Genomic DNA, 21,363 nt, shown 5'->3' with positions numbered 1-21,363 from the left:
GTTTGAAGTTATGTGAAGTGAGGGTGAAGTGTCAGCGTCGCAATAGCGCCTCCCTCTTCCCGGTTGTGCAACGTTATCTCGCCCTGATGCAGACGAGCCACCTCCTGAACAAATGCCAGCCCCAGCCCGCTACTCTTCAGCCCGTTATCACGCGGCAGTGAATAGAAGCGTTCAAAAACGCGCGCCAGCGCATAGTCCGGGATCCCACTTCCGCTATCGGTCACAATAAGCTGCACCTGCTTTTGTGCTTCGCGCGCAATCAGGCTAATGGCGCCACCCGGCGGTGTAAAATCGATAGCGTTATCCAGTAAATTGCCCAGCGCCTGTTCGAGAAGGTCCGGATCGCCCGCGACACTGAGGGAAGTGTTGTCACAGATAAGCGTAATATTTTTCGCCGCCAGCATTGCTGCGCGCGTGTCAGCCAGGCGCGTAAACAGCGTATCAACACTGACACTCACCGGCACAATCTCCACCCGGTTTTCAAGCCGCGCCTGCGTGAGCAGCTTTTCCACCAGCGACTGCATACGCGCGTTTTGCACCAGGATATTGTCAATAAACCGCGCGGCCACCTGCGGCGGAGGTTGCTCTGTGAGAATTTCGGCCGCCCCACGAATGGCGGCAATTGGGCTTTTCAGCTCGTGAGTGAGCGCATGGACATAGTGTTCAATGTAGTTTTTCCCCTCCAGACGGATGCGCATATTTTCCAGCGCCTGCGCCAGCTTGCGCAGTTCACTGCTCCCCGGATTGGGTAACGGCAGCGGCGCATCGGTGGTCACCGAGTCAGCATAGCGTGACAAGGTGCCAATCGAACGGTTAATCCACCACGCAACCGCCAGGCCAATCAGCAACGCAATGCCGAGCAGCGCGCCACCTGCCCACAGTATCCGCCGTTCACTACGGTGGATCACGGGAGCCATTGCCATATTCGGTTTCCCGACCGAGAGCACGCCGATAATCTTGCCCTGATCCCTGACCGGCGCGGCAACGTACATCACCGTACTCTCCGGGTCGTCAGGGATGCTCAGGGTGCTGCGCGCACCGTATTCACCACGCAGCGTCAGCCAGACGTCGTTCCAGCGGGAGTAATCTTTCCCTACGGCCAGACCGGCGGAATCAAACACCACCCTGCCCTGCGCGTCGGTCATGTAGACATGATATTCGTTGCGGACTTTGTGAATGCCGCCAATGTTGGCGCGAAATGGCTGCTGATGAAGCTGTGAAAACGCCTGCGCCAGTTTGCCCTGCTGTGCATTACCCGAGAGCAAATCATCCCGCCCGACTTCGGCCAGCAACGTCGCGGTATCGATCAACGTGCCTTCCGTTGCTCTGCGCACGCCGGGCTTCACTTCCTGGACGAAGATCGACAACACGAACCACGCGGCGATGGCGACGATCAGGAAATACCCAAGCAGCAGCCGCATTCCAATGCGCATTAATAAAGCCCCAGACTGTAGCCCATTCCGCGATGGGTGCTGATGGGCGAAAGCGTGTCATTCACCGCCCGCAGCTTGGCACGCAGGGTTTTGATATGGGTATCTACGGTACGATCAAAACTGTCGCCGTCGTCACCCCAGACTTTATCCATAAGCTGTTGGCGCGAAAACACGCGCCCCGGCGCCTGCAATAGCGTTTTGAGCAGCAGGAACTCGTAGCGGGTCAGCAGCAGAGGCTCTCCGCACCAGCTGATTCGGGCCGCAGGCTCGTTCAGCTCGAACTGCCCGATTCGCACGATTTCAGAGGGCGCGGCAGATTTTTGCATCCGTCGCAGGATTGTCCTTACCCGGGCGCACACTTCACGCGGCGAGAAAGGTTTGGCAACGTAGTCATCCGCGCCCATTTCCAGGCCGAGGAGTTTGTCCACTTCATCACTGCGAGCCGTCAGAAACAGCACTGGCAGCGACGGATGCAGCGCCAGTAGCTGGCGACAGAGTTCAAAGCCGCTGATATCCGGCAAGCCGACGTCCAGAATAGCCAGCGCAGGAACCTGCCGCCGCGCCTCTTCCAGCACCGGCAAACCGCGCTCAAACGCCTTCACCGCGAATCCTTCCTGCTGGAGCATGTAGATAAGCGTATCGGCGATGCTGATTTCGTCTTCAACCAGCCAGACTACAGGTTGCTGCATGATTCGTCCCTGAATTAATGCCACGGCATAATCGGCACCGCACTCAGCGCATTTTTCGGCGACCCTTCCACCACTTTGTCGGAGTACGCCAGGTACGCCAGGGTGTTGCGTTTGGCATCATAGAAACGCACCACTTGCAGCTTTTTGAACACCAGAGACGTGCGTTTCTGGAACACCACATCCCCCTGCGCTTTACCGTTTTTGATTTTATCACTCAGCTCTACCGGGCCGACCTGCTGGCACGAGATAGCCGCATCAGAAGTATCTTCAGCCAACCCCAGACCGCCTTTAATACCGCCCGTTTTCGCCCGACTGATGTAGCAGGTGACGTTTTTCACGTCAGGATCATCGAAGGCTTCCACCACGATTTTGTGGTCGGGGCCGAACATTTTGAACACCGTATCGACAGAACCAATCTGTTCTGCCTGGGCCACACGGCCAACCATCAGCAAGGCGGCGGTTAAGATCAATGTCTTGTATTTCATATTGTTACCATTCTTTAAAATTACGCTGAGCGATTATTCAACAGGATAGATAAAAATGTAGCAAGATCACAGGATTAGAATATATTCGCCCATAATGTGCGGCAAAAAGCATTAATGAGCAAAAAAAACACTGAATGCTAAAACATCAAAAAATGCTATTATCCGCTAACCTGTTATCAGGCACCTGCTGTTTTAAGGATGAGGATAGTATATGGATCAGGCTGGAATTATTCGCGATCTGCTTACCTGGCTGGAAGGTCATCTGGACCAGCCTTTGTCACTGGATAATGTGGCGGCAAAAGCAGGCTATTCCAAGTGGCATCTGCAAAGGATGTTCAAAGATGTCACCGGTCATGCTATCGGTGCTTATATTCGCGCACGTCGTCTGTCAAAGTCTGCTGTCGCGTTGCGTCTTACCGCGCGGCCGATTCTGGATATTGCCCTGCAATACCGCTTTGATTCACAGCAAACCTTTACCCGCGCCTTCAAAAAACAGTTCTCGTTGACGCCTGCGCTCTATCGCCGCTCGCCTGACTGGAGCTCTTTTGGTATGCGTCCGCCGCTGCGTCTGGGCGAGTTCGCCATGCCTAAATATGAAATTATTACGCTGCCAGAAACCCATCTGATTGGGACAACGCAAAGCTACTCCTGTTCTCTGGAGCAGATTTCCGAATTCCGTCACCAGATGCGCGTACAGTTCTGGCGCGATTTCCTGAGCCATGCGCCCGCCATTCCTCCGCTGCTGTATGGCCTGAACGAAACGCATCCTAGCCTTGAAAAAGATGACGAGCAGGAAGTGTTCTACACCACGGCGTTAACGCCGGAAATGGCCAATGGCTATATCCAGGGTTCTAAACCTGTCGTGCTGGAAGGTGGCGAGTACGTCATGTTCACGTATGAAGGCCTGGGGACGGGCGTTCAGGAGTTTATCCTGACCGTTTACGGCACCTGTATGCCGATGCTGAATCTGAATCGTCGTAAAGGTCAGGATATTGAGCGTTACTACCCGGCAAGCGATGTAAAGCCGGAAGAACGCCCAATCAATCTGCGGATGGAATTCTTAATCCCTATCAGGCACTAACGCTGTAATTCATCCAGCGCAGGGGCATCAAGATGCGAAATGTCCCCTGCCATCTCCACAATCCAGCCAGACGCCAGCCACTGACTTTCCTGATAGTCGATACGGGAAATTGAGCAGTTACGCAGGCGCAAACGGCGCTCTGCATAAGCAGGCAAGCCCAGAATCGTACTCACCAGGCAGCCCAGCGCGATACCGTGGCTCACCAGCAACGGGCGGCTTCCGGCCGGGAGCTTCAGGCACTCCGCCAGCGCGGCATGAATGCGCACGCTCAGCTCCTGCATCGATTCACCTTCAGGAATTCGACCGTCTTCGGTACCGTTAACGAGCGTGCGACGCCAGCCTTCCTCTTGTTCAGTCAGAGAATCAATATGGCGTTTTTCCAGCACGCCCATATCCAGCTCGCGCAGGCGCGACTCCAGGGTAACGTCACAGCCGCAGGCATCAGCGATGATACGCGCGGTCTGTTGTGTGCGACCTAAGTCGCTTGCGATAACGTGAGTAATGCCCAGCGTTTTGGCGCGTTCCGCCACCTGCCACGCTTGTTGCACACCCTTTTCGGTGAGAGGACTGTCTGACTGGCCTTGAATACGTCGCTCGGCGTTCCACTGCGTTTCACCGTGGCGAACAAGGTATACCTGTAACATGCTTTTTTTCCGTTATACTGCGATGAGTTTTTTTGAATCGAGCTTAATTATGCACCATGTTGTCTCTGCTACCACTAATCCTGCCAAAATTCAGGCAATTCTAAGGGCATTTGAAGAGATCTTCGGCGAAGGATCCTGCCATATTGACGCCGTATCCGTCGAGAGCGGTGTCCCTGAACAACCGTTTGGAAGCGAGGAAACGCGCGCTGGCGCACGAAATCGCGTTGCCAATGCAAAGGCTGCTTGCCCTGGGGCCGACTTTTGGGTCGCGATTGAAGCGGGTATCGACGAAGGCGCGACATTCAGCTGGGTGGTTATCGAAAACCGGGAACTGAGTGGCGAAGCGCGCTCAGCCACGCTGCCCTTGCCGGCCATTATTCTGGAAAAAGTGCGTGCGGGTGAAGCGCTCGGGCCGGTGATGTCACAGTACACCGGCATCGATGAGATTGGTCGTAAGGAAGGGGCAATTGGCGTGTTCACCGCTGGCGCATTGACGCGTTCAAGCGTGTACCACCAGGCGGTGATCCTGGCATTAAGCCCGTTCCATAACGCGATTTATCGTTGAATATGTTGGCCGGATAAGGCGAAGCCGTCATCCGGCGTTTTTCAGCAATATCGCCTCAAGCCAGTGTCGCAGTTCAACTGGCGCAGACTTCAGGCTGTTTGATCCACGGGTGATCGTCGCGATACCTGCGCCCAGCTCGTTTTTCAGCTCGCGCTGGCTCATTTCGCCCCGCAGTAACTCTTCGATAATGCGCACGCGCGTGCCCAGAGCTTCACGCTCGTCGGGCGTCAGCATCAGCTGTAATAGCGGTAAATGCAGATCTTCTGCATAAGACTGACGGAGCAACTCCACAAAACGAAGCCACTCCTGGTTGCGTTGTTCGGCCATCGCCGATGAATAAGGGGAATGCTGGGTCATGTTATGCCGCCTGTTGTACTCATTAGCGAGTACAGCATAACACAACCCATGCCGATCAGTAACGTCTCTGCCACTCGGCGTCGCTCATCAGGGTATCTTTCTGCCCCATGAAGTAGCGATAGTAAGCATCATAAGCCAGAACGTTCTTCACATATCCGCGGGTTTCAGAGAACGGGATACTCTCGACAAACGCCACAGCATCAATACGACCAGCGCTGTTACCAAGCCAGGTCCGCACACGCCCAGGCCCGGCGTTATACGCCGCCGAAGAGAAGATGCGGTTGTTACCAAACTGCTGATAAACATACTGCAAATAGCTGGTACCGATGTTGATGTTGGTATCCGGGTCAAGCAGTTGGACAGGATTGCTGTAACCTGGAATATTGAACATCTTCACGGTGTGCGTGGCCGTGCCCGGCATTATCTGCATCAGCCCGCTGGCCCCAACCGGGGAGCGCACTTTCGGGTTCCAGGCGCTCTCCTGTCGGGCAATCGCCATGGCATAGCTTTGCGGGATATCTTTGCCGCTGGTATAGCGATCGAACAGATCTTTATACGCCAGCGGGAAACGCTCTTCGAGATGATCCCACAACTTACCGGCGATCGTCGCCTGCACGCTCAGATCCCACCAGTGATTATCAAAGGCATAGCGGGCCAGCTGCGCTTTTTCGTCCGTCGTGCGGCTGGTGACCAGGTTCGCCCACTCACTGCGCGCGGTGTTATCCATATTCCAGTACATCAGCTCACGTACGCGTGCCATTTCTGGCCCCTGAATCAGCTGTGCATTGGGGTTGCCTGGCGCTTTGTCGATGCGGAAAGTGTACTCTTCGCCCAGCCGCTGCGCCGCAGCCATCGGGTAGAAGCCGCGCTGCTGCATCAGAGAGTGGAGGATCTCTTTTGCTTCATCATCACGCCCGCGCTCCAGCAGCAGGTCGGCCTGCCAGTAGCGCCATTCATCTTTTTCTTTCGCATCCATTGGCAGACGCGCCAGCCAGGTATTCAGCCCACGACGATCGCCACTGCCCAGCGCCATCCGCACACGGCGCTCCACCAGCGAGGTTGAGTTCGAACGCATCACCGCGTCATCGCGCCAGCGCGCCTGATCGTCAGTGACATCCGTCCCCATTAACCGCCACGCCACGATATCGCGCAGCGCCTGGGTTTGCTCTTCATTAAGCTGCTGCGCCTGCACCAGCTGTGGGATCATCAGTCGCGCGTTTTCCACATCGTCACGCGCTACGCTGGTAAAGGCCTCTGCCGCCATCTCGCGGGTAAAATCGGTGGCACCGGTAGTACGGGCAAATGTCATGACCGAATTAGGATCGTTCGCAAGACCGATAACCGCGGTTGAGATGGTCTGGTAGTCCGGCGGCATTTGCCCGGCAAGCGTTGTCACCAGACGCGTGTTACCGGCCTTCATCGCCAGACGAATACGCTCAAGATAGGCCAATGGATCTTGTTTGCCGGATGCGCGCCAGGCGCCAAAGAGGGAATCACAGGCATTAGGCTGGTTTTTCCCGGTCAGCCACAGATCTTTTGCCCCTGCCCAGGCTTCATCCTGCTGCCCGGTGGCCCATTTTGCGTAGTAGAAGTTACACTGCGCTTCTGTGGTAGTCGGTTTTTCCGGGCTGAACGCTAACAGCCCGCGCCAGTCTTCACGGCGCGCCAGTTCGTTCACAAAACGAGACTGCAAGGTGCGCGCCGGGGGTAATGTTGGGTTGGCCTGAATAAAGTTATTCACGGTCACCGTCGGTTGATTCATGAGATCGTCCGTAATCTGGCGATACTCCAGATACGGATACAGCGGATAATCTTTGAGTGTTGGCATCAGTGCCTGCACGGTATCCATCTGCTTGTTGTCCCACGCCTGCTTGATTTGCGCGTAGCGGTTACGTTGTTCATCCAGTGAATCGGCATGTACCGCCTGGCTTACCGTCATCACGCATACGCTGGCAGCCAGCAGACGCCAGACCACCTGTTTGGCTTTTTCCACAAGCTCTTCCTCATTGTTTTTTCATCAATTGCAGCGTCTTGCCACGTCAAAGTCTAATCAACTTATGCTAACCAGGCATCCGGCAACGCGCCACGTCATGGACACTTTTTTACCTTTCTTGCGCGTTTTAACACTCCTGACGTTCCTGGCTGTGATTAGGCCGGGAAAAAGGCTACACTTCGCAGCTGAAACCTATTTTCATTACGATAAAAGAGGCGAAGTCCAACGTGGCTCAATTCGTTTATACCATGCATCGTGTCGGCAAAGTTGTCCCGCCGAAACGTCATATTCTTAAAAATATCTCGCTGAGCTTCTTCCCGGGCGCAAAAATCGGTGTTCTGGGTCTCAACGGTGCCGGTAAGTCCACCCTGCTGCGCATCATGGCCGGCATCGATACAGACATCGAAGGTGAAGCCCGTCCGCAGCCTGGTATCAAAATCGGCTACCTGCCGCAGGAACCTCAGTTGAACACGGAACACACTGTCCGTGAATCCGTTGAAGAAGCGGTATCCGAAGTGGTTAACGCTCTGAAAGGTCTGGACGAGGTGTACGCTAAATACGCTGAACCGGATGCAGATTTCGATAAGCTGGCCGCACAGCAAGGTAAGTTTGAAGAGATTATCCAGGCACACGACGGCCACAACCTGAACGTGCAGCTGGAACGTGCCGCGGATGCACTGCGTCTGCCAGACTGGGATGCGAAAATCGCGAACCTGTCCGGTGGTGAACGCCGCCGCGTGGCGCTGTGCCGCCTGCTGCTGGAAAAACCAGACATGCTGTTGCTCGACGAACCAACTAACCACCTGGATGCAGAATCCGTGGCATGGCTGGAACGCTTCCTGCACGACTTCGAAGGCACCGTTGTGGCGATTACCCACGACCGTTACTTCCTCGATAACGTAGCAGGCTGGATCCTGGAGCTGGACCGTGGTGAAGGTATTCCGTGGGAAGGTAACTACTCCTCCTGGCTGGAGCAGAAAGATCAGCGTCTGGCGCAGGAAGCTTCGGCTGAAGCGGCGCGTCGCAAGTCTATCGAGAAAGAGCTGGAGTGGGTTCGTCAGGGCGCGAAAGGCCGTCAGTCTAAGGGTAAAGCCCGTCTGGCACGCTTCGAAGAGCTGAACAACACCGAATACCAGAAACGTAACGAAACCAACGAACTGTTTATTCCACCTGGAGCACGTCTGGGGGATAAAGTGGTTGAAGTCAGCAACCTGCGTAAGTCTTACGGCGACCGCCTGCTGATCGACGACCTGACCTTCTCCGTACCGAAAGGCGCCATCGTGGGCATTATCGGTCCGAACGGCGCGGGTAAATCTACCCTGTTCCGCATGATGTCTGGCCAGGAACAGCCTGACAGCGGTTCTATCACCCTGGGTGATACCGTGAAGCTGGCCTCCGTTGACCAGTTCCGTGATGCGATGGATAACAGCAAAACCGTGTGGGAAGAAGTGTCCGGCGGTCTGGATATCATGCGTATCGGTAACACCGAGATGCCAAGCCGCGCCTATGTTGGCCGCTTTAACTTCAAAGGCACCGACCAGGGTAAACGCGTAGGCGAGCTGTCCGGTGGTGAGCGTGGTCGTCTGCATCTGGCAAAACTGTTGCAGGTTGGCGGCAACGTTCTGCTGCTCGATGAACCAACCAACGACCTGGACATCGAAACCCTGCGCGCACTGGAAAACGCCCTGCTGGAGTTCCCGGGCTGTGCAATGGTTATCTCGCACGACCGTTGGTTCCTTGACCGTATCGCGACCCACATTCTGGATTACCAGGATGAAGGTAAAGTGGAGTTCTTCGAAGGTAACTTCACCGAATACGAAGAGTACAAGAAACGCACGCTGGGCGCCGACGCGCTGGAGCCGAAGCGTATTAAGTACAAGCGTATTGCAAAATAAACAACAAACGGCAACCTCGGTTGCCGTTTTTTATGTTTGTACCCTCTCCCCGTGGGAGAGGGCCAGGGTGAGGGCATCAGGCCGCACAGTTTCACCGCCCCACGTAAAACCGCTTCACCTCATCAAACTGCATCGCAAAGTCGATATAGCTCATCAGCGCGGGCGAGTTCAGCTTGCGGCTTGGGTACGCCAGCCAGAGATCGTTCCCTTCAACGTTCCACTCGGGCAACACCTTCACCAGCGCACCCTTCTCGATCTTATCCTCCAGAAGAAACGCGGGTAACAGCGTGATCCCCGCGCCAGCAATGGCACATTCGCGGGCATACACCAGGTTATCCGTCATATGGGCGTTATCCGGCAGATAGCGGTAATCCTCGCTCTCGCTTTGCAACAGCCATTCTGACCACGACTTATGGGTAATACAGCGATGCTCCACCAGTTGACGGGGATGGCTAAGTGGCTCCCTCTGCGCCAGATAGACCGGCGAGGCCAGCATATAGCGCGGGCAGTGCCCAATCATACGGCCAATCAGCGAAGAATCCTGCGGTTTGCCGGTACGCAGCGCCACGTCGAACCCGGACTCCACCAGGTCGAGCACATCGTCAGAGATAGAAACATCCAGTGAGACATCCGGGTAGCGCAACTGGAACTCAGCATTCATATGCGCCAGCAGCGTCGCGCCAATCCCTGCCGGGCAGGTGATCCGCAGCCGCCCGCTGGGGTTTTCCCGCAGCCGCTGAATAGCGTACTCGGCCCTTTCACTCGCCGCCAGCATCTCGCGGCAATGCACCAGATAATGCTCGCCCGCAAAGGTCAGGTTGAGCTTGCGCGTAGTGCGATTCAACAGCCTGATCCCCACCTGCTGTTCAAGCTGGCTGATACGCTGGCTCACGCTGGATTTTGGCAGCTCGGCCTTTTGCGCTGCCGCAGTAAAACTGCCCATTTCTGCCACCAGCGCAAACAGCGCCATATCCTGAAGCTGCTTAAACATGATTGTTCATCCTGTACGAACACTTCGTTCTTGATTGTCCATCTTATCACGCAACTGACCACTTAATAGACTAGCCTCAACAAAACGCATTCCATTAAGGAGCTCACCATGTCAGTTAAAGCCATTGCCGTTAACCCAGAAAACCCTGCCGTTTTTATTGAAATTTCCCAGCCAATGCCACAGCCCGGCGAACACGACCTGCTGGTCGAGGTGAAAGCCGTGTCCATTAATCCGGTCGATACCAAAGTGCACGCGGGCATTGCCAGAAATGGCCTGAAAGAACCACGCATTCTTGGCTGGGATGCCAGCGGCATCGTTAAATCAGTGGGCACAAGTGTGACCGGATTCAAACCGGGCGATGAAGTATGGTACGCAGGTGATATCACCCGCCCGGGCAGCAACACCACGCATCAGCTGATTGATGCGCGGATTGTCGGGCACAAGCCCGCTAGCCTGAGCTGGGCCGCTGCGGCTGCATTGCCACTCACCGCCCTGACGGCGTGGGAAGGGCTGTTTGAGCGGCTGAACATTCAGGATGGCAGGCAGGATAAAACGCTGTTGATCATCGGTGGTGCGGGCGGCGTGGGATCGCTTGCGATCCCCTTTGCGAAGCACAACAGCAAGGTAAAAGTGATCGCCACCGCCTCGCGGGAAGATTCGGCTCAATGGTGCCTCGATCGCGGTGCAGACATGGTAGTGAACTACCGCGATCTGAAGGGCGAACTGGCAAAACAGGGCATCAACTTTGTGGATTATATTTTCATCCTCAATGATACCGACGGCCACTGGGATGCGGTGAGCGACCTGATCGCGCCTCAGGGGCATATCTGCACCATCGTCGAGAATGAACACCCGCTGGATCAGAGCAAACTCAAATCCAAATCCGCCGCGCTGCACTGGGAGTTTATGTATACCCGCAGCATGTACCAGACCGCCGATATGGCACGCCAGGGCGAGATCTTAAACGAGGTGGCGAAGCTGGTAGATAACGGCGTGGTGGAAAGCTCACTTAGCGAAACACTGCGCGGGTTGAGCGTGGAAAGCATCAGTGAGGCACACCGTAAAGTGCTGGACGGGCATATGCGCGGGAAAGTGGTGGTGGCTTTTTGAGTTGCTTGTTTCCCCCTCACCCCGGCCCTCTCCCCGTAGGGGCGAGGGGGAAAAGACGGCTCTGTGCAATCCCCTCTCCCCTTTGGGGAGAGGGTTAGGGTGAGGGGTAAGTTACCCCTGCTCGCCCATCATTTCCTTCACCAGCTCCACGCAGCGCAGGAAGCGGTTGTCATAGTCTGACTCTTCGACATGGACAAACTCCACGTTGTTCTCGCGCAGCATCTCCACCAGCATAGTCTGGAACTCTTTTCGGTCTACCGAGCTGCCAAGGCTGCGCATCCCATCGGCCACCCACGGCGTGTTGTTTTCCAGCAGGATCACCAGGTCGAAGCGATATTCATCAATCAGCGCCTGGACGAACGGGTGCTCGCGCCCTTCGTACTTTTTACAGAACGCCTGCGTGGTGACGAAATCGGTATCGATAAACGCTACCTTATTGGCATATTTCACAGCAAAATCAATGTACTGCGCGTGTCCAAGGGCAATCTTATCGTAGTCGGAATACTGGAGTGCCATCTCATCGCCGCCCAGATGGGAGAAGACATAATCACGCCCGTACTCCCAGGCACTGGTGGTGTTAAAGATGTTCGCCAGCTTGTTGACCAGCGTCGACTTACCGCTCGATTCACCACCCAGAATGGCTACTGTACGCACAAAGAACGGTTTCACTTCGGTCGGAATGTAATCCCAGTAGCGGAACGGGTTTTCACGGATCTGCGCCCCGCTGATGCTCATAAAGGTGCGTTTTGGATCGATGAGCACCGTTTCGGTACCCAGATGCTCGCGGAACTGCGGGGCATCAAGCTCTTCAGAGGTGTAGATCCAGTTAGGCGCGATCCCCTTCTCTTCCATAAAGGCTTTCACACCATTGCTCCACACGTCCCAGCCGTGCGGATACGGTTCCATGCCCTCTTCATTGAACGCATGAATACGAATATTTTTTTGATACTTAAAGGTCTGGAGCAGCCAGCGCAGGCGATCCGGCACCGTCGGCTGTTGCGACATGGCGCTGTCTTCGAACAATTCGCGGTCACGTTTTTCGTCGTAACCCATGATGATGTGCAGCTCATCAACCTGACTACAGGCTCGCTGGATCAGATAGATATGCCCTGTATGCAGCGGGTAAAATTTGCCGAAAACCACGCCGATGTTCTTTTGCATACGCGGGAATTCAAGCCCCAGGAAGCGATGCAGTGCTTCCAGTTTTTGCGCGCTAGGGCTTTTGATTTTGGCATTCAGGAGTTGGCTCAGATAGCCTTTGGTCATACCGCTGGCATCCGCCACCTGCTGCAAGGTGCAGCCTTTCTGGCGGATTGCGGTCTTGAGATAGTCAAATGCTGACATAAATTACGGTGCCTCCTGCAAAATCGAATACGTAATTATAAGTCGTCAAAGACGTTTAACGCATCCGCGAGTTTTTTCACGCCAAAGACCTGCATCCCTTCCGGGATCTTTTTCGGCACGTTGGCCGCCGGAACAATCGCCCGGCGGAAGCCATGTTTGGCCGCCTCAGAGATACGCTCCTGCCCGCTCGGTACCGGGCGGATTTCACCGGCCAGCCCCACTTCGCCAAATACCACCAGATCCTGCGGCAGTGGCCTGTCACGCAGGCTGGAGACCATCGCCAGCAGCAGCGCCAGGTCGGCACTGGTTTCCGTCACCTTGACGCCGCCCACCACGTTAACAAAGACGTCCTGATCCGCCATCTGCAGGCCGCCGTGACGGTGCAACACGGCCAGCAGGATCGCCAGGCGGTTCTGCTCCAGACCAACTGCCACGCGCCTTGGATTGCCCATCATCGAGACATCGACCAGCGCCTGAATTTCGACGAGCAGCGGTCTCGTTCCTTCCCACAACACCATCACCGAGCTGCCGGAGGTGATTTCATCCCCGCGGCTCAGGAAAATGGCGGAGGGGTTGCTGACTTCGCGCAGCCCCTGCTCGGTCATGGCAAACACGCCAAGCTCATTCACCGCACCAAAGCGGTTTTTATGGCTACGCAGCGTACGGAAACGAGAGTCCGCATCACCGTCGAGCATCACGGAGCAGTCGATACAGTGTTCGAGCACTTTCGGCCCGGCAAGCGACCCATCTTTGGTCACGTGGCCGACCATCACAATCGCCACGCCGCGCGTTTTTGCAAAGCGCGTCAGATAGGCGGCGGTTTCACGCACCTGAGCCACGCTGCCCGGCGAAGACTGGATATCCGCCATGTGCATCACCTGGATGGAGTCGATCACCATCAGCTTCGGCTGCTCTTCTTCGGCAATCATGCAGATCTGTTCGATGCTGGTTTCCGAGAGCATGTTCAGGTTGCCGGTCGGCAGACCAAGACGGTGCGCACGCATCGCCACCTGCTGCAATGACTCTTCCCCCGTGACGTACAGGGTTTTCATCTGCTCGGCGAGTTTGCACAGGGTTTGCAGCAGCAGCGTCGATTTGCCCGCCCCCGGGTTACCACCGATAAGAATGGCGCTCCCCGGCACCACACCGCCGCCCAGCACGCGGTCGAATTCTTTGAATCCGGTAGAGAAACGAGGCAGCTCTTCCAGGCTGATGTCGGAAAGCTTCTGGACTTTCGCCACACCGGCATTTCCCGCATAGCCGCTCAGGCGTTCATTGCGGGCAACGCTCGGCGAGGCCGCCACACCACGCACTTCGGTAATGGTGTTCCAGGCATGACAGGCACTGCATTGCCCCTGCCAGCGCGGATAATCCGCACCACATTCATTACAGACAAATGCGCGTTTTGGAGCTTTCGCCACGGTTTACCTCGTTATTTCAGTGCCGCCTGCGAGCCGGGTGGCGCTCACGCTTACCCGGCCTACAAACGCAAAACTATTTCTGATTGATGCTGCCAGAGAGAATGCAGAACACCCCCATCAGGTCAGCATGACGGATAGTAACTTCCGTCTTTTCATTCACTTTTGGCTTGGCATGGTAAGCAATGCCCAGACCCGCTGCTTTGATCATCGGCAGATCGTTGGCACCATCACCAATCGCCACGGTCTGCACGACCGGAATTTCATATTTCTCTGCCAGGCGATTCAGCGTATTGGCTTTGTACTGCGCATCCACGATATCGCCGATCACCTGGCCGGTCAGTTTACCGTCCATGATCTCCAGCTCGTTCGCCACCACGGTGGTCAGGCGCAGCTTGTCGCGCAGATAATCCGCAAAGAACGTGAAACCGCCAGACGCGATAGCCACTTTCCAGCCCAGCGTTTCCAGCTTCAGCACCAGTTGCGTCAGCCCTGGCATCAGCGGCAACTCATCACGCACCTGGCGCAGAATGTTGGCATCAGCTCCTTTGAGGGTCGCTACGCGCTGTCTGAGGCTTGCGGTGAAGTCCAGTTCGCCGCGCATCGCACGCTCCGTCACTTCTGCCACCAGCTCGCCGCTGCCGGCCAGTTTGGCGATTTCGTCGATGCACTCAATCTGGATGGCGGTAGAGTCCATGTCCATGACCAGTAAACCCGGCGTTTTCAGATGCGGGATTTTGCCCAGCGGGGCTACGTCCAGCCCGGCATCGTGTGCCAGGCGTGTGGCGCGCTGCGTCAGGGAGCCGGCCAGGCGAATAACCTGGTAATCTTCCACGCACCAGGCCGCGACAATCACCATCGCAGCACCCAGTTTGGTTTGATATTGCGTCAAGCGTTGCTTGTCCAGGCCGCGTCCGTACAGCAGCCAGCCGCTACGCCCGGCGTGGTAATCCAGAGGCATCACCTCATCACCACTTAAAGAGAGCGGCAATCCTGGCCATAAAGAGACATCCGTTGGCAGGTCGCACCAGGTAATGTTCGGCATTGAAGCTCCTGTAATTTCGTTCGCGCCGGAAGGTTCCAGAGGGAAAATAACGCATGAGGCTACCCTGTAACCATCACTTCTGGCAACATTAAGCCGTAAATTTTCAGCAGGTGGAATATGGCTCGCGCAAAACTGAAATTCCGGCTTCATCGTGCCGTGATTGTCCTTATCTGTCTGGCGCTCCTGGTGGCGCTGATGCAAGGGGCATCATGGTTTAGCCAGAATCATCAACGGCAACGCAATCCGCAACTGGAAGAACTGGCCCGCACGCTGGCGCGTCAGGTGACGCTCAACGTTGCGCCGTCTATGCGAACTGAAACGCCGGACGACAAGCGGATAAGCCAGGTATTACGCCTGCTGACGGAGAACAGCCGCATTCTGGACGCCGGGGTCTATGACGAACAGGGCGACCTGATCGCCCGCGCAGGCGAGCACGTCGACGTGCGCGACAGGCTGGCGCTGGACGGTAAAAAAGCCGGGGGCTACTTCAACCAGCAAATCGTCGAACCTATTCAGGGGAAAAATGGCCCACTGGGGTATTTGCGCCTGACGCTCGACACCCACACACTGCCTACCGAAGCCAAACAGGTGGATAACACCACCAATATTCTGCGCCTGATGTTGCTGCTTTCGCTGGCCATTGGCGTGGTACTGGCGCGTACCCTGTTGCAGGGAAAACGCACGCGCTGGCAGCAATCGCCCTTCCTGCTGACCGCCAGCAAATCGATTCCCGAAGAGGAAGAGAGCGAGAAGAAAGATTAGTGATAAAGTAGGCGAATGATTCGGAAAAGGAACTTTGCCATGACGACGTTACGCCTGCTTATCTCTGACTCTTACGATCCCTGGTTCAATCTGGCAGTAGAAGAGTGCATCTTCCGCCAGATGCCCGCCACTCAACGCGTGCTTTTCTTGTGGCGTAACGCCGATACCGTGGTCATTGGCCGGGCGCAAAACCCGTGGAAAGAGTGCAACACGCGGCGTATGGAAGAGGATAACGTCCGTCTTGCACGCCGTAGCAGCGGCGGCGGTGCGGTGTTTCATGACCTGGGTAATACCTGCTTTACCTTTATGGCGGGTAAACCGGAGTACGACAAGACCATCTCCACGGCCGTTGTGCTCAACGCCCTGAATGCGCTTGGCGTTCAGGCTGAAGCGTCCGGGCGTAACGATCTGGTGGTCAGTACTGAGGAAGGCGATCGCAAGGTTTCCGGCTCGGCGTATCGCGAAACCAAAGACCGCGGTTTCCATCACGGCACGCTGTTGCTCAACGCCGATCTCAGCCGTCTGGCCAACTACCTCAATCCGGACAAGAAAAAGCTACAGGCGAAAGGCATCACTTCCGTGCGCGGTCGCGTGGCGAATCTGGTTGAGCTGCTGCCTGGCGTCACGCACGAACAGATTTGCGATGCTATCCGCGAGGCGTTCTTTGCCCATTACGGTGAACGCGTCGAAGCAGAGGTGATTTCACCCGACAAAACGCCCGATCTGCCAAACTTCGCTGAAACCTTTGCCCGCCAGAGCAGCTGGGAGTGGAACTTCGGTCAGGCCCCGGCGTTTTCACACTTGCTGGATGAGCGCTTTACCTGGGGCGGCGTGGAGCTGCATTTTGACGTTGAGAAAGGCCATATCACCCGGACGCAGGTCTTTACCGATAGCCTGAACCCGGCCCCGTTAGAAGCGCTGGCGGCGCGTTTGCAGGGCTGTCTTTATCACCCGGACGTACTTCAACAGGAATGTGATGCGTTGTTGGTGGATTTCCCGGAACAGGAAAAAGAGCTACGTGAATTGTCAGCGTGGATTGCGCGGGCGGTGCGCTAGGTGCGGCCTGGTGCCCTCACCCCGGCCCTCTCCCACAGGGAGAGGGAGGGAAGAGACAGAATTACTCTTTATCGCCCAGCAGAACGGATTCCAGCGCGATTTTGATCATGTCGTTGAAGGTGGTCTGACGCTCAGCAGCCGTGGTCTGCTCGTGCGTACGGATGTGGTCAGACACGGTGCAGATGGTCAGCGCTTTTGCACCAAACTCAGCCGCTACGCCGTAGATGCCTGCCGCTTCCATTTCCACGCCCAGGATGCCGTATTTTTCCATCACGTCGAACATTTCGCCGCCGTCTGGTGCATAGAACAGATCGGCAGAGAAGATGTTACCTACACGAGCATCAACGCCCAGCGCTTTCGCCGCGTCAACCGCGTCACGGACCATACCGAAGTCAGCGATTGCTGCGAAGTCATGATCTTTGAAACGCATACGGTTAACTTTGGAATCGGTACATGCACCCATGCCGATAACGATATCACGCAGCTTAACGTCCATACGAACCGCGCCGCAGGAGCCTACACGGATGATTTTCTTCACGCCGAAATCGGTGATCAGCTCTTTGGTGTAGATGGAGCAGGATGGGATACCCATACCGTGACCCATGACAGAGATCTTGCGGCCTTTGTAAGTCCCGGTGAAGCCCAACATGCCGCGCACGTTGTTCACTTCACGCACGTCTTCCAGGAAAGTTTCAGCAATGTGCTTCGCACGCAGCGGGTCGCCTGGCATCAGAACAACGTCAGCGAAATCGCCCATTTCTGCGTTAATGTGTGGAGTTGCCATCTTCAGTTCCTTTTATATTGTTGTTTTTGCCGGGTGGCGGCTGCGCCTTACCCGGCCTACAAAACCGTAGGCCCGGTAAGCGAAGCGCCACCGGGCAATGACATCAGAACATAGCCTTGCCATATTCCATGTCAGACGTACCAAAGTATTTTGCAATTGTCTGGCCAATATCCGCGAAGGTTTCACGGTGGCCCAGAGAACCCGGTTTCACTTTTGGACCATACACCAGCACCGGAATGTGCTCACGGGTGTGGTCAGTACCGGTCCAGCTTGGGTCACAGCCGTGGTCAGCGGTCAGGATCAGAATGTCATCTTCACCCACCAGCTCCATCAGCTCTGGCAGACGGCGGTCGAACAGCTCCAGACCCGCAGCATAACCGGCGATATCGCGACGGTGTCCCCAGGAGGAGTCGAAGTCCACGAAGTTGGTAAAGACAATGGTCTTGTCGCCCGCTTCTTTCATCTCTTTGATAGTGGCATCGAACAGCGCATCCAGACCGGTAGCTTTCACTTTTTTAGTGATACCGCAGTTGGCATAGATGTCCGCGATTTTACCCACGGAAACCACGTGGCCGTCTTTCTCTTCAACCAGTTTTTGCAGCACAGTCGGTGCTGGCGGCTCAACGGCCAGGTCATGACGGTTGCCGGTACGCTGGAAGTTACCCGCTTTGTCGCCGATAAACGGACGCGCGATAACACGGCCGATGTTGTAACCGCCTTCGGTCAGCTCTTCACGGGCGATTTCGCACAGCTCGTATAGCTTATCCAGGCCGTAGGTCTCTTCGTGGCAGGCAATCTGGAACACGGAGTCAGCAGAGGTATAGAAAATCGGTTTGCCGGTTTTCATATGCTCTTCACCGAGCTCATCCAGAATAACGGTACCGGAGGAGTGGCAGTTACCGAGGTAGCCCGGCAGGTTTGCGCGCTTCACCAGTTTATCCAGCAGTTCCTGCGGGAAGCTGTTCTGGTGATCGGAGAAGTAGCCCCAGTCGAACAGAACCGGCACACCGGCGATTTCCCAGTGGCCAGACGGGGTATCTTTACCGGAAGAGAGCTCATGCGCCCAGGCGTATGCGCCCACCACTTCCGCGTTGCCGTCCATACCGGCTGCGATTTTGCCGGTAGAACCTTCATGCGCTTTCACCAGGCCGAGGCTGGTCAGGTTTGGCAGAGTCAGAGGGCCTTTACGACCGTTGTCCGCTTCGCCTTTGGCACAGGCTTCAGCGATGTGACCCATGGTATCGGAACCCACGTCACCAAAACGTTCTGCATCTTCGGTTGCGCCGATGCCGAATGAGTCCAGCACCATAATAAATGCACGTTTCATAATTGTTCTCCGTACTTAGTGCTTCAAAAAATAGCGATCAGATCAGTATACAGTTATTCAGTGATGCGACGATAGACCGAAGGTGAGCTTTCTGGTGCTTTATCGTCAAGCGTAATGGCCGCTTTCACCGCCTTCGCCGCTTCCTGCCAGCTGTTTTCATCTTTCGCGTGGATAACCGCCAGCGGACGTTGGCCGTCAACGCTGTCGCCCAGGCGAACCATGTCGGTAAAGCCAACGCTGTAATCAATCGTGTCCGAAGCCTGACGGCGACCGCCGCCCATCGACACCACAGCCATACCAAGCGCACGAGTGTCCATTGCAGAAATAAAGCCTTCGGTATCGGCATAAACCGCTTTGCTGAGCGTCGCGGTAGGCAGGTATTTCGCGTAGTTTTCTACGAAATCGGTTGGGCCTTTCTGCGCGGCAACCATGCGACCGAAGATCTCCGCCGCTTTGCCGTTATCCAGCACGGCCTGCAATTTCGCCCGCGCCTCGGCGTCATCTTTGGCAAGCTTGCCGGAGATAAGCATCTCAACGCACAGCGCCATGGTGACGTCGAACAGACGTGGGTTACGGTATTCACCCGTCAGGAACTGTACGGCTTCACGCACTTCAACGGCGTTACCTGCGCTGGAGGCCAGCACCTGATTCATGTCCGTCAGCAGCGCAGTGGTGCGCACGCCAGCACCGTTGGAGACACCAACGATCGCTTCGGCAAGCTGGGCAGAAAGTTCATAGGTTGGCATAAACGCACCGCTGCCCACTTTCACGTCCATCACCAGCGCATCCAGGCCTTCCGCCAGTTTTTTGGCGAGGATCGAGGCGGTGATCAGCGGGATGGAGTCAACGGTCGCGGTAATATCGCGGGTGGCGTAGAAACGCTTGTCTGCCGGTGCAAGAGAGCTGGTCTGGCCGATAATTGCCACACCAACGTCTTTAATAATTTCGCGGAAGCGATTGTCATCCGGGAAGATGTCGAAGCCCGGAATGGCTTCCAGTTTGTCCAGCGTGCCGCCGGTATGACCCAGGCCGCGACCGGAGATCATCGGAATATAACCACCGCAGGCCGCAACCATTGGGCCAAGCATCAGTGAGGTAACGTCACCCACACCGCCGGTAGAGTGTTTATCAACAATCGGGCCGTTAAGGTTGAGGCTTTTCCAGTCCAGAACGGTCCCAGAATCTCGCATCGCCATGGTCAACGAGACACGCTCAGGCATCGACATATCATGGAAGAAGATGGTCATCGCCAGAGCAGCAATTTGCCCTTCAGAGACGGTGTTATCGCGAATGCCGTTGATAAAGAAGCGGATCTCTTCGTCGCTTAATGCATGACCATCACGTTTTTTACGAATAATTTCTTGTGCGAGAAACACGGTAACCTCCCGAAGTTGGCCGGGATCGCTATGCGCTCCCGGCCATTCAAATATTAGTAGCTGCTTGCGCTCTTACCGTCGCCGTGACCCAGTGCTTTGAGCAGGCTTGCCAGCAGGCTGGATGCGCCGAAGCGGTAGTGACGGGAATCCGCCCAGTCTGCGCCGAACAGGTCATCAGCAATGGCCAGGAACGTCTGCGCGTCTTCTGCGGTACGTACGCCGCCTGCTGGTTTGAAACCAACGGTTTTGGACACGCCCATATCGCGGATCACTTCCATCATGATGCGTGCGCTTTCCGGAGTGGCGTTAACCGGCACTTTACCGGTAGAGGTTTTGATGAAATCGGCACCGGCTTTGATGGAGATTTCAGAGGCCTTGCGGATCAGAGATTCTTCTTTCAGCTCACCGGATTCGATGATCACTTTAAGCAGCACGTTTGCCGCTGCGCAGGCGTCTTTACAGGCTTTCACCAGGTCAAAACCAACCTGTTCGTTGCCCGCGATCAGCGCGCGGTACGGGAACACCACGTCAACTTCGTCAGCACCGTAAGCAATCGCCGCGCGGGTTTCTGCCAGCGCAATGTCGATATCGTCATTGCCGTGCGGGAAGTTAGTCACGGTTGCAATACGCACATCCGGGGTGCCCTGCTCGTTCAGAGTCTTACGTGCAATCGGGATAAAGCGTGGGTAGATACAGATAGCTGCGGTGTTACCGACAGGCGTTTTCGCCTGATGGCACAGAGCGATGACTTTCTCATTGGTGTCGTCATCGTTCAGGGTGGTCAGGTCCATCAGTTTCAACGCGCGCAGGCTGCTTGCAGTTAAATCGGTCATAACATTCTCCAACGGCATCGCCGTATAAAATTTCACCTTGCGGTTCTGTTAGTATTCTAACATCCACTCGCATTCACACTTCGACATTCATCACAGTTAATGAAAACTTCGTACAAATTTGCATTGCTGTAACGAGATCAACTTCAAATTTTTTTACTCAAACTGCTGACTAAAG

General features: G+C 55.7%; 20 protein-coding genes. 6 read left to right on the top strand and 14 right to left on the bottom strand.

What is annotated here, in order from left to right; genetic code table 11:
• Positions 1 to 8: 8 nt before the first annotated feature.
• From creC to creA, 3 genes are read right to left on the bottom strand one after another with little or no spacing between them, the layout of a single operon-like run.
• The gene (gene creC, locus F3J30_RS15640; protein ID WP_166717835.1) at positions 9 to 1,433 is read right to left on the bottom strand and encodes a two-component system sensor histidine kinase CreC; all 1,425 of its coding nucleotides are present in this window, start codon (positions 1,431 to 1,433) and stop codon (positions 9 to 11) included.
• Positions 1,433 to 2,122, bottom strand: a complete 690-nt coding sequence (gene creB, locus F3J30_RS15635) for a two-component system response regulator CreB (RefSeq protein WP_166717834.1) — start codon at positions 2,120 to 2,122, stop codon at positions 1,433 to 1,435. Before creB ends, creC begins: the two co-directional genes overlap by 1 nt.
• Before the next feature lie 14 nt (positions 2,123 to 2,136).
• A complete protein-coding gene (gene creA / locus F3J30_RS15630; RefSeq protein WP_014068820.1) occupies positions 2,137 to 2,607 on the bottom strand; it encodes a protein CreA in 471 nt (156 codons plus the stop codon).
• A gap of 211 nt (positions 2,608 to 2,818) precedes the next feature.
• On the opposite strand from creA, the gene robA reads away from it, so the two are divergent.
• The gene (robA, locus tag F3J30_RS15625; protein WP_014068819.1) at positions 2,819 to 3,688 is read left to right on the top strand and encodes an MDR efflux pump AcrAB transcriptional activator RobA; all 870 of its coding nucleotides are present in this window, start codon (positions 2,819 to 2,821) and stop codon (positions 3,686 to 3,688) included.
• On the opposite strand, the gene gpmB is transcribed toward robA, so the two are convergent.
• Positions 3,685 to 4,332 (bottom strand): 2,3-diphosphoglycerate-dependent phosphoglycerate mutase GpmB, encoded by a 648-nt coding sequence (gene gpmB, locus F3J30_RS15620; RefSeq protein WP_166717833.1) that lies wholly within the window; start codon positions 4,330 to 4,332, stop codon positions 3,685 to 3,687. The two genes, robA and gpmB, sit on opposite strands and share 4 nt — an antisense overlap.
• A 49-nt stretch (positions 4,333 to 4,381) precedes the next feature.
• On the opposite strand from gpmB, the gene yjjX reads away from it, so the two are divergent.
• Positions 4,382 to 4,897: an inosine/xanthosine triphosphatase gene (yjjX, locus tag F3J30_RS15615; protein ID WP_166717832.1), complete on the top strand. Its 516-nt coding sequence runs from the start codon at positions 4,382 to 4,384 to the stop codon at positions 4,895 to 4,897.
• 27 nt (positions 4,898 to 4,924) lie between these two features.
• Here yjjX and trpR read toward each other — a convergent pair whose 3' ends face one another.
• Positions 4,925 to 5,254, bottom strand: coding sequence for a trp operon repressor (trpR, locus tag F3J30_RS15610; RefSeq protein WP_014068816.1), 330 nt, complete (start codon positions 5,252 to 5,254; stop codon positions 4,925 to 4,927).
• A 55-nt stretch (positions 5,255 to 5,309) separates the two neighbouring features.
• A complete protein-coding gene (gene sltY, locus F3J30_RS15605) occupies positions 5,310 to 7,247 on the bottom strand; it encodes a murein transglycosylase (RefSeq protein WP_166717831.1) in 1,938 nt (645 codons plus the stop codon).
• A 227-nt stretch (positions 7,248 to 7,474) separates the two neighbouring features.
• Between sltY and ettA the strand changes: the two genes are divergently transcribed.
• Positions 7,475 to 9,142: an energy-dependent translational throttle protein EttA gene (ettA, locus tag F3J30_RS15600; RefSeq protein WP_014068814.1), complete on the top strand. Its 1,668-nt coding sequence runs from the start codon at positions 7,475 to 7,477 to the stop codon at positions 9,140 to 9,142.
• Positions 9,143 to 9,233: 91 nt separating this feature from the next.
• Here the strand turns inward: ettA and F3J30_RS15595 are convergent, their stop codons facing one another.
• Complete coding sequence (locus F3J30_RS15595; protein WP_166717830.1) at positions 9,234 to 10,133, bottom strand: LysR family transcriptional regulator; 900 nt, start codon at positions 10,131 to 10,133, stop codon at positions 9,234 to 9,236.
• 108 nt (positions 10,134 to 10,241) lie between these two features.
• Here F3J30_RS15595 and F3J30_RS15590 point away from each other — a divergent pair, with 108 nt between their 5' ends.
• On the top strand, positions 10,242 to 11,243 hold the full coding sequence (locus F3J30_RS15590) for a zinc-binding alcohol dehydrogenase family protein (protein ID WP_166717829.1): 1,002 nt from the start codon (positions 10,242 to 10,244) through the stop codon (positions 11,241 to 11,243).
• 111 nt (positions 11,244 to 11,354) lie between these two features.
• On the opposite strand, the gene nadR is transcribed toward F3J30_RS15590, so the two are convergent.
• The 3 genes from nadR to serB all read right to left on the bottom strand — a co-directional run bounded on the left by nadR (position 11,355) and on the right by serB (position 15,050).
• Positions 11,355 to 12,587 carry a multifunctional transcriptional regulator/nicotinamide-nucleotide adenylyltransferase/ribosylnicotinamide kinase NadR gene (nadR, locus tag F3J30_RS15585; protein ID WP_014068811.1) on the bottom strand — a complete coding sequence of 411 codons (1,233 nt, stop codon included), beginning with the start codon at positions 12,585 to 12,587 and terminating at the stop codon, positions 11,355 to 11,357.
• A 35-nt stretch (positions 12,588 to 12,622) separates the two neighbouring features.
• Positions 12,623 to 14,008 (bottom strand): DNA repair protein RadA, encoded by a 1,386-nt coding sequence (radA, locus tag F3J30_RS15580; protein WP_014068810.1) that lies wholly within the window; start codon positions 14,006 to 14,008, stop codon positions 12,623 to 12,625.
• Between the two features lie 73 nt (positions 14,009 to 14,081).
• Positions 14,082 to 15,050 carry a phosphoserine phosphatase gene (gene serB, locus F3J30_RS15575; RefSeq protein WP_014068809.1) on the bottom strand — a complete coding sequence of 323 codons (969 nt, stop codon included), beginning with the start codon at positions 15,048 to 15,050 and terminating at the stop codon, positions 14,082 to 14,084.
• A 117-nt stretch (positions 15,051 to 15,167) separates the two neighbouring features.
• On the opposite strand from serB, the gene F3J30_RS15570 reads away from it, so the two are divergent.
• Together F3J30_RS15570 and lplA are read left to right on the top strand one after the other, a co-directional pair.
• Positions 15,168 to 15,812, top strand: coding sequence for a YtjB family periplasmic protein (locus F3J30_RS15570; RefSeq protein ID WP_166717828.1), 645 nt, complete (start codon positions 15,168 to 15,170; stop codon positions 15,810 to 15,812).
• Between the two features lie 39 nt (positions 15,813 to 15,851).
• On the top strand, positions 15,852 to 16,868 hold the full coding sequence (lplA, locus tag F3J30_RS15565; RefSeq protein ID WP_166717827.1) for a lipoate--protein ligase LplA: 1,017 nt from the start codon (positions 15,852 to 15,854) through the stop codon (positions 16,866 to 16,868).
• Positions 16,869 to 16,929: 61 nt separating this feature from the next.
• Here lplA and deoD read toward each other — a convergent pair whose 3' ends face one another.
• The 4 genes from deoD to deoC all read right to left on the bottom strand — a co-directional run bounded on the left by deoD (position 16,930) and on the right by deoC (position 21,188).
• On the bottom strand, positions 16,930 to 17,652 hold the full coding sequence (gene deoD, locus F3J30_RS15560; RefSeq protein WP_014068806.1) for a purine-nucleoside phosphorylase: 723 nt from the start codon (positions 17,650 to 17,652) through the stop codon (positions 16,930 to 16,932).
• Positions 17,653 to 17,755: 103 nt separating this feature from the next.
• Entirely contained in the window at positions 17,756 to 18,979 is a 1,224-nt protein-coding gene (deoB, locus tag F3J30_RS15555) for a phosphopentomutase (RefSeq protein WP_166717826.1), read from the bottom strand.
• 53 nt (positions 18,980 to 19,032) lie between these two features.
• The gene (deoA, locus tag F3J30_RS15550) at positions 19,033 to 20,355 is read right to left on the bottom strand and encodes a thymidine phosphorylase (protein ID WP_166717825.1); all 1,323 of its coding nucleotides are present in this window, start codon (positions 20,353 to 20,355) and stop codon (positions 19,033 to 19,035) included.
• Between the two features lie 53 nt (positions 20,356 to 20,408).
• Positions 20,409 to 21,188 (bottom strand): deoxyribose-phosphate aldolase, encoded by a 780-nt coding sequence (gene deoC / locus F3J30_RS15545; protein WP_211053279.1) that lies wholly within the window; start codon positions 21,186 to 21,188, stop codon positions 20,409 to 20,411.
• Between the last annotated feature and the right edge of the window lie 175 nt (positions 21,189 to 21,363).

This window comes from Enterobacter sp. Tr-810 (genome assembly GCF_011752765.1).
GTDB classification, from domain to species: Bacteria; Pseudomonadota; Gammaproteobacteria; order Enterobacterales; family Enterobacteriaceae; genus Enterobacter; species Enterobacter soli.
The sequence above is the reverse complement of the archived record's forward strand: the minus strand, read 5'-3'. Positions and strand labels throughout refer to the sequence as shown.

Coding starts and splice junctions, on each gene's coding strand:
- creC (WP_166717835.1), bottom strand. CDS start 1,433: ATGCGCATTGGAATGCGGCTGCTGCTTGGGTATTTCCTGATCGTCGCC.
- creB (WP_166717834.1), bottom strand. CDS start 2,122: ATGCAGCAACCTGTAGTCTGGCTGGTTGAAGACGAAATCAGCATCGCC.
- creA (WP_014068820.1), bottom strand. CDS start 2,607: ATGAAATACAAGACATTGATCTTAACCGCCGCCTTGCTGATGGTTGGC.
- robA (WP_014068819.1), top strand. CDS start 2,819: ATGGATCAGGCTGGAATTATTCGCGATCTGCTTACCTGGCTGGAAGGT.
- gpmB (WP_166717833.1), bottom strand. CDS start 4,332: ATGTTACAGGTATACCTTGTTCGCCACGGTGAAACGCAGTGGAACGCC.
- yjjX (WP_166717832.1), top strand. CDS start 4,382: ATGCACCATGTTGTCTCTGCTACCACTAATCCTGCCAAAATTCAGGCA.
- trpR (WP_014068816.1), bottom strand. CDS start 5,254: ATGACCCAGCATTCCCCTTATTCATCGGCGATGGCCGAACAACGCAAC.
- F3J30_RS15595 (WP_166717830.1), bottom strand. CDS start 10,133: ATGTTTAAGCAGCTTCAGGATATGGCGCTGTTTGCGCTGGTGGCAGAA.
- F3J30_RS15590 (WP_166717829.1), top strand. CDS start 10,242: ATGTCAGTTAAAGCCATTGCCGTTAACCCAGAAAACCCTGCCGTTTTT.
- nadR (WP_014068811.1), bottom strand. CDS start 12,587: ATGTCAGCATTTGACTATCTCAAGACCGCAATCCGCCAGAAAGGCTGC.
- serB (WP_014068809.1), bottom strand. CDS start 15,050: ATGCCGAACATTACCTGGTGCGACCTGCCAACGGATGTCTCTTTATGG.
- F3J30_RS15570 (WP_166717828.1), top strand. CDS start 15,168: ATGGCTCGCGCAAAACTGAAATTCCGGCTTCATCGTGCCGTGATTGTC.
- lplA (WP_166717827.1), top strand. CDS start 15,852: ATGACGACGTTACGCCTGCTTATCTCTGACTCTTACGATCCCTGGTTC.
- deoD (WP_014068806.1), bottom strand. CDS start 17,652: ATGGCAACTCCACACATTAACGCAGAAATGGGCGATTTCGCTGACGTT.
- deoB (WP_166717826.1), bottom strand. CDS start 18,979: ATGAAACGTGCATTTATTATGGTGCTGGACTCATTCGGCATCGGCGCA.
- deoC (WP_211053279.1), bottom strand. CDS start 21,188: ATGACCGATTTAACTGCAAGCAGCCTGCGCGCGTTGAAACTGATGGAC.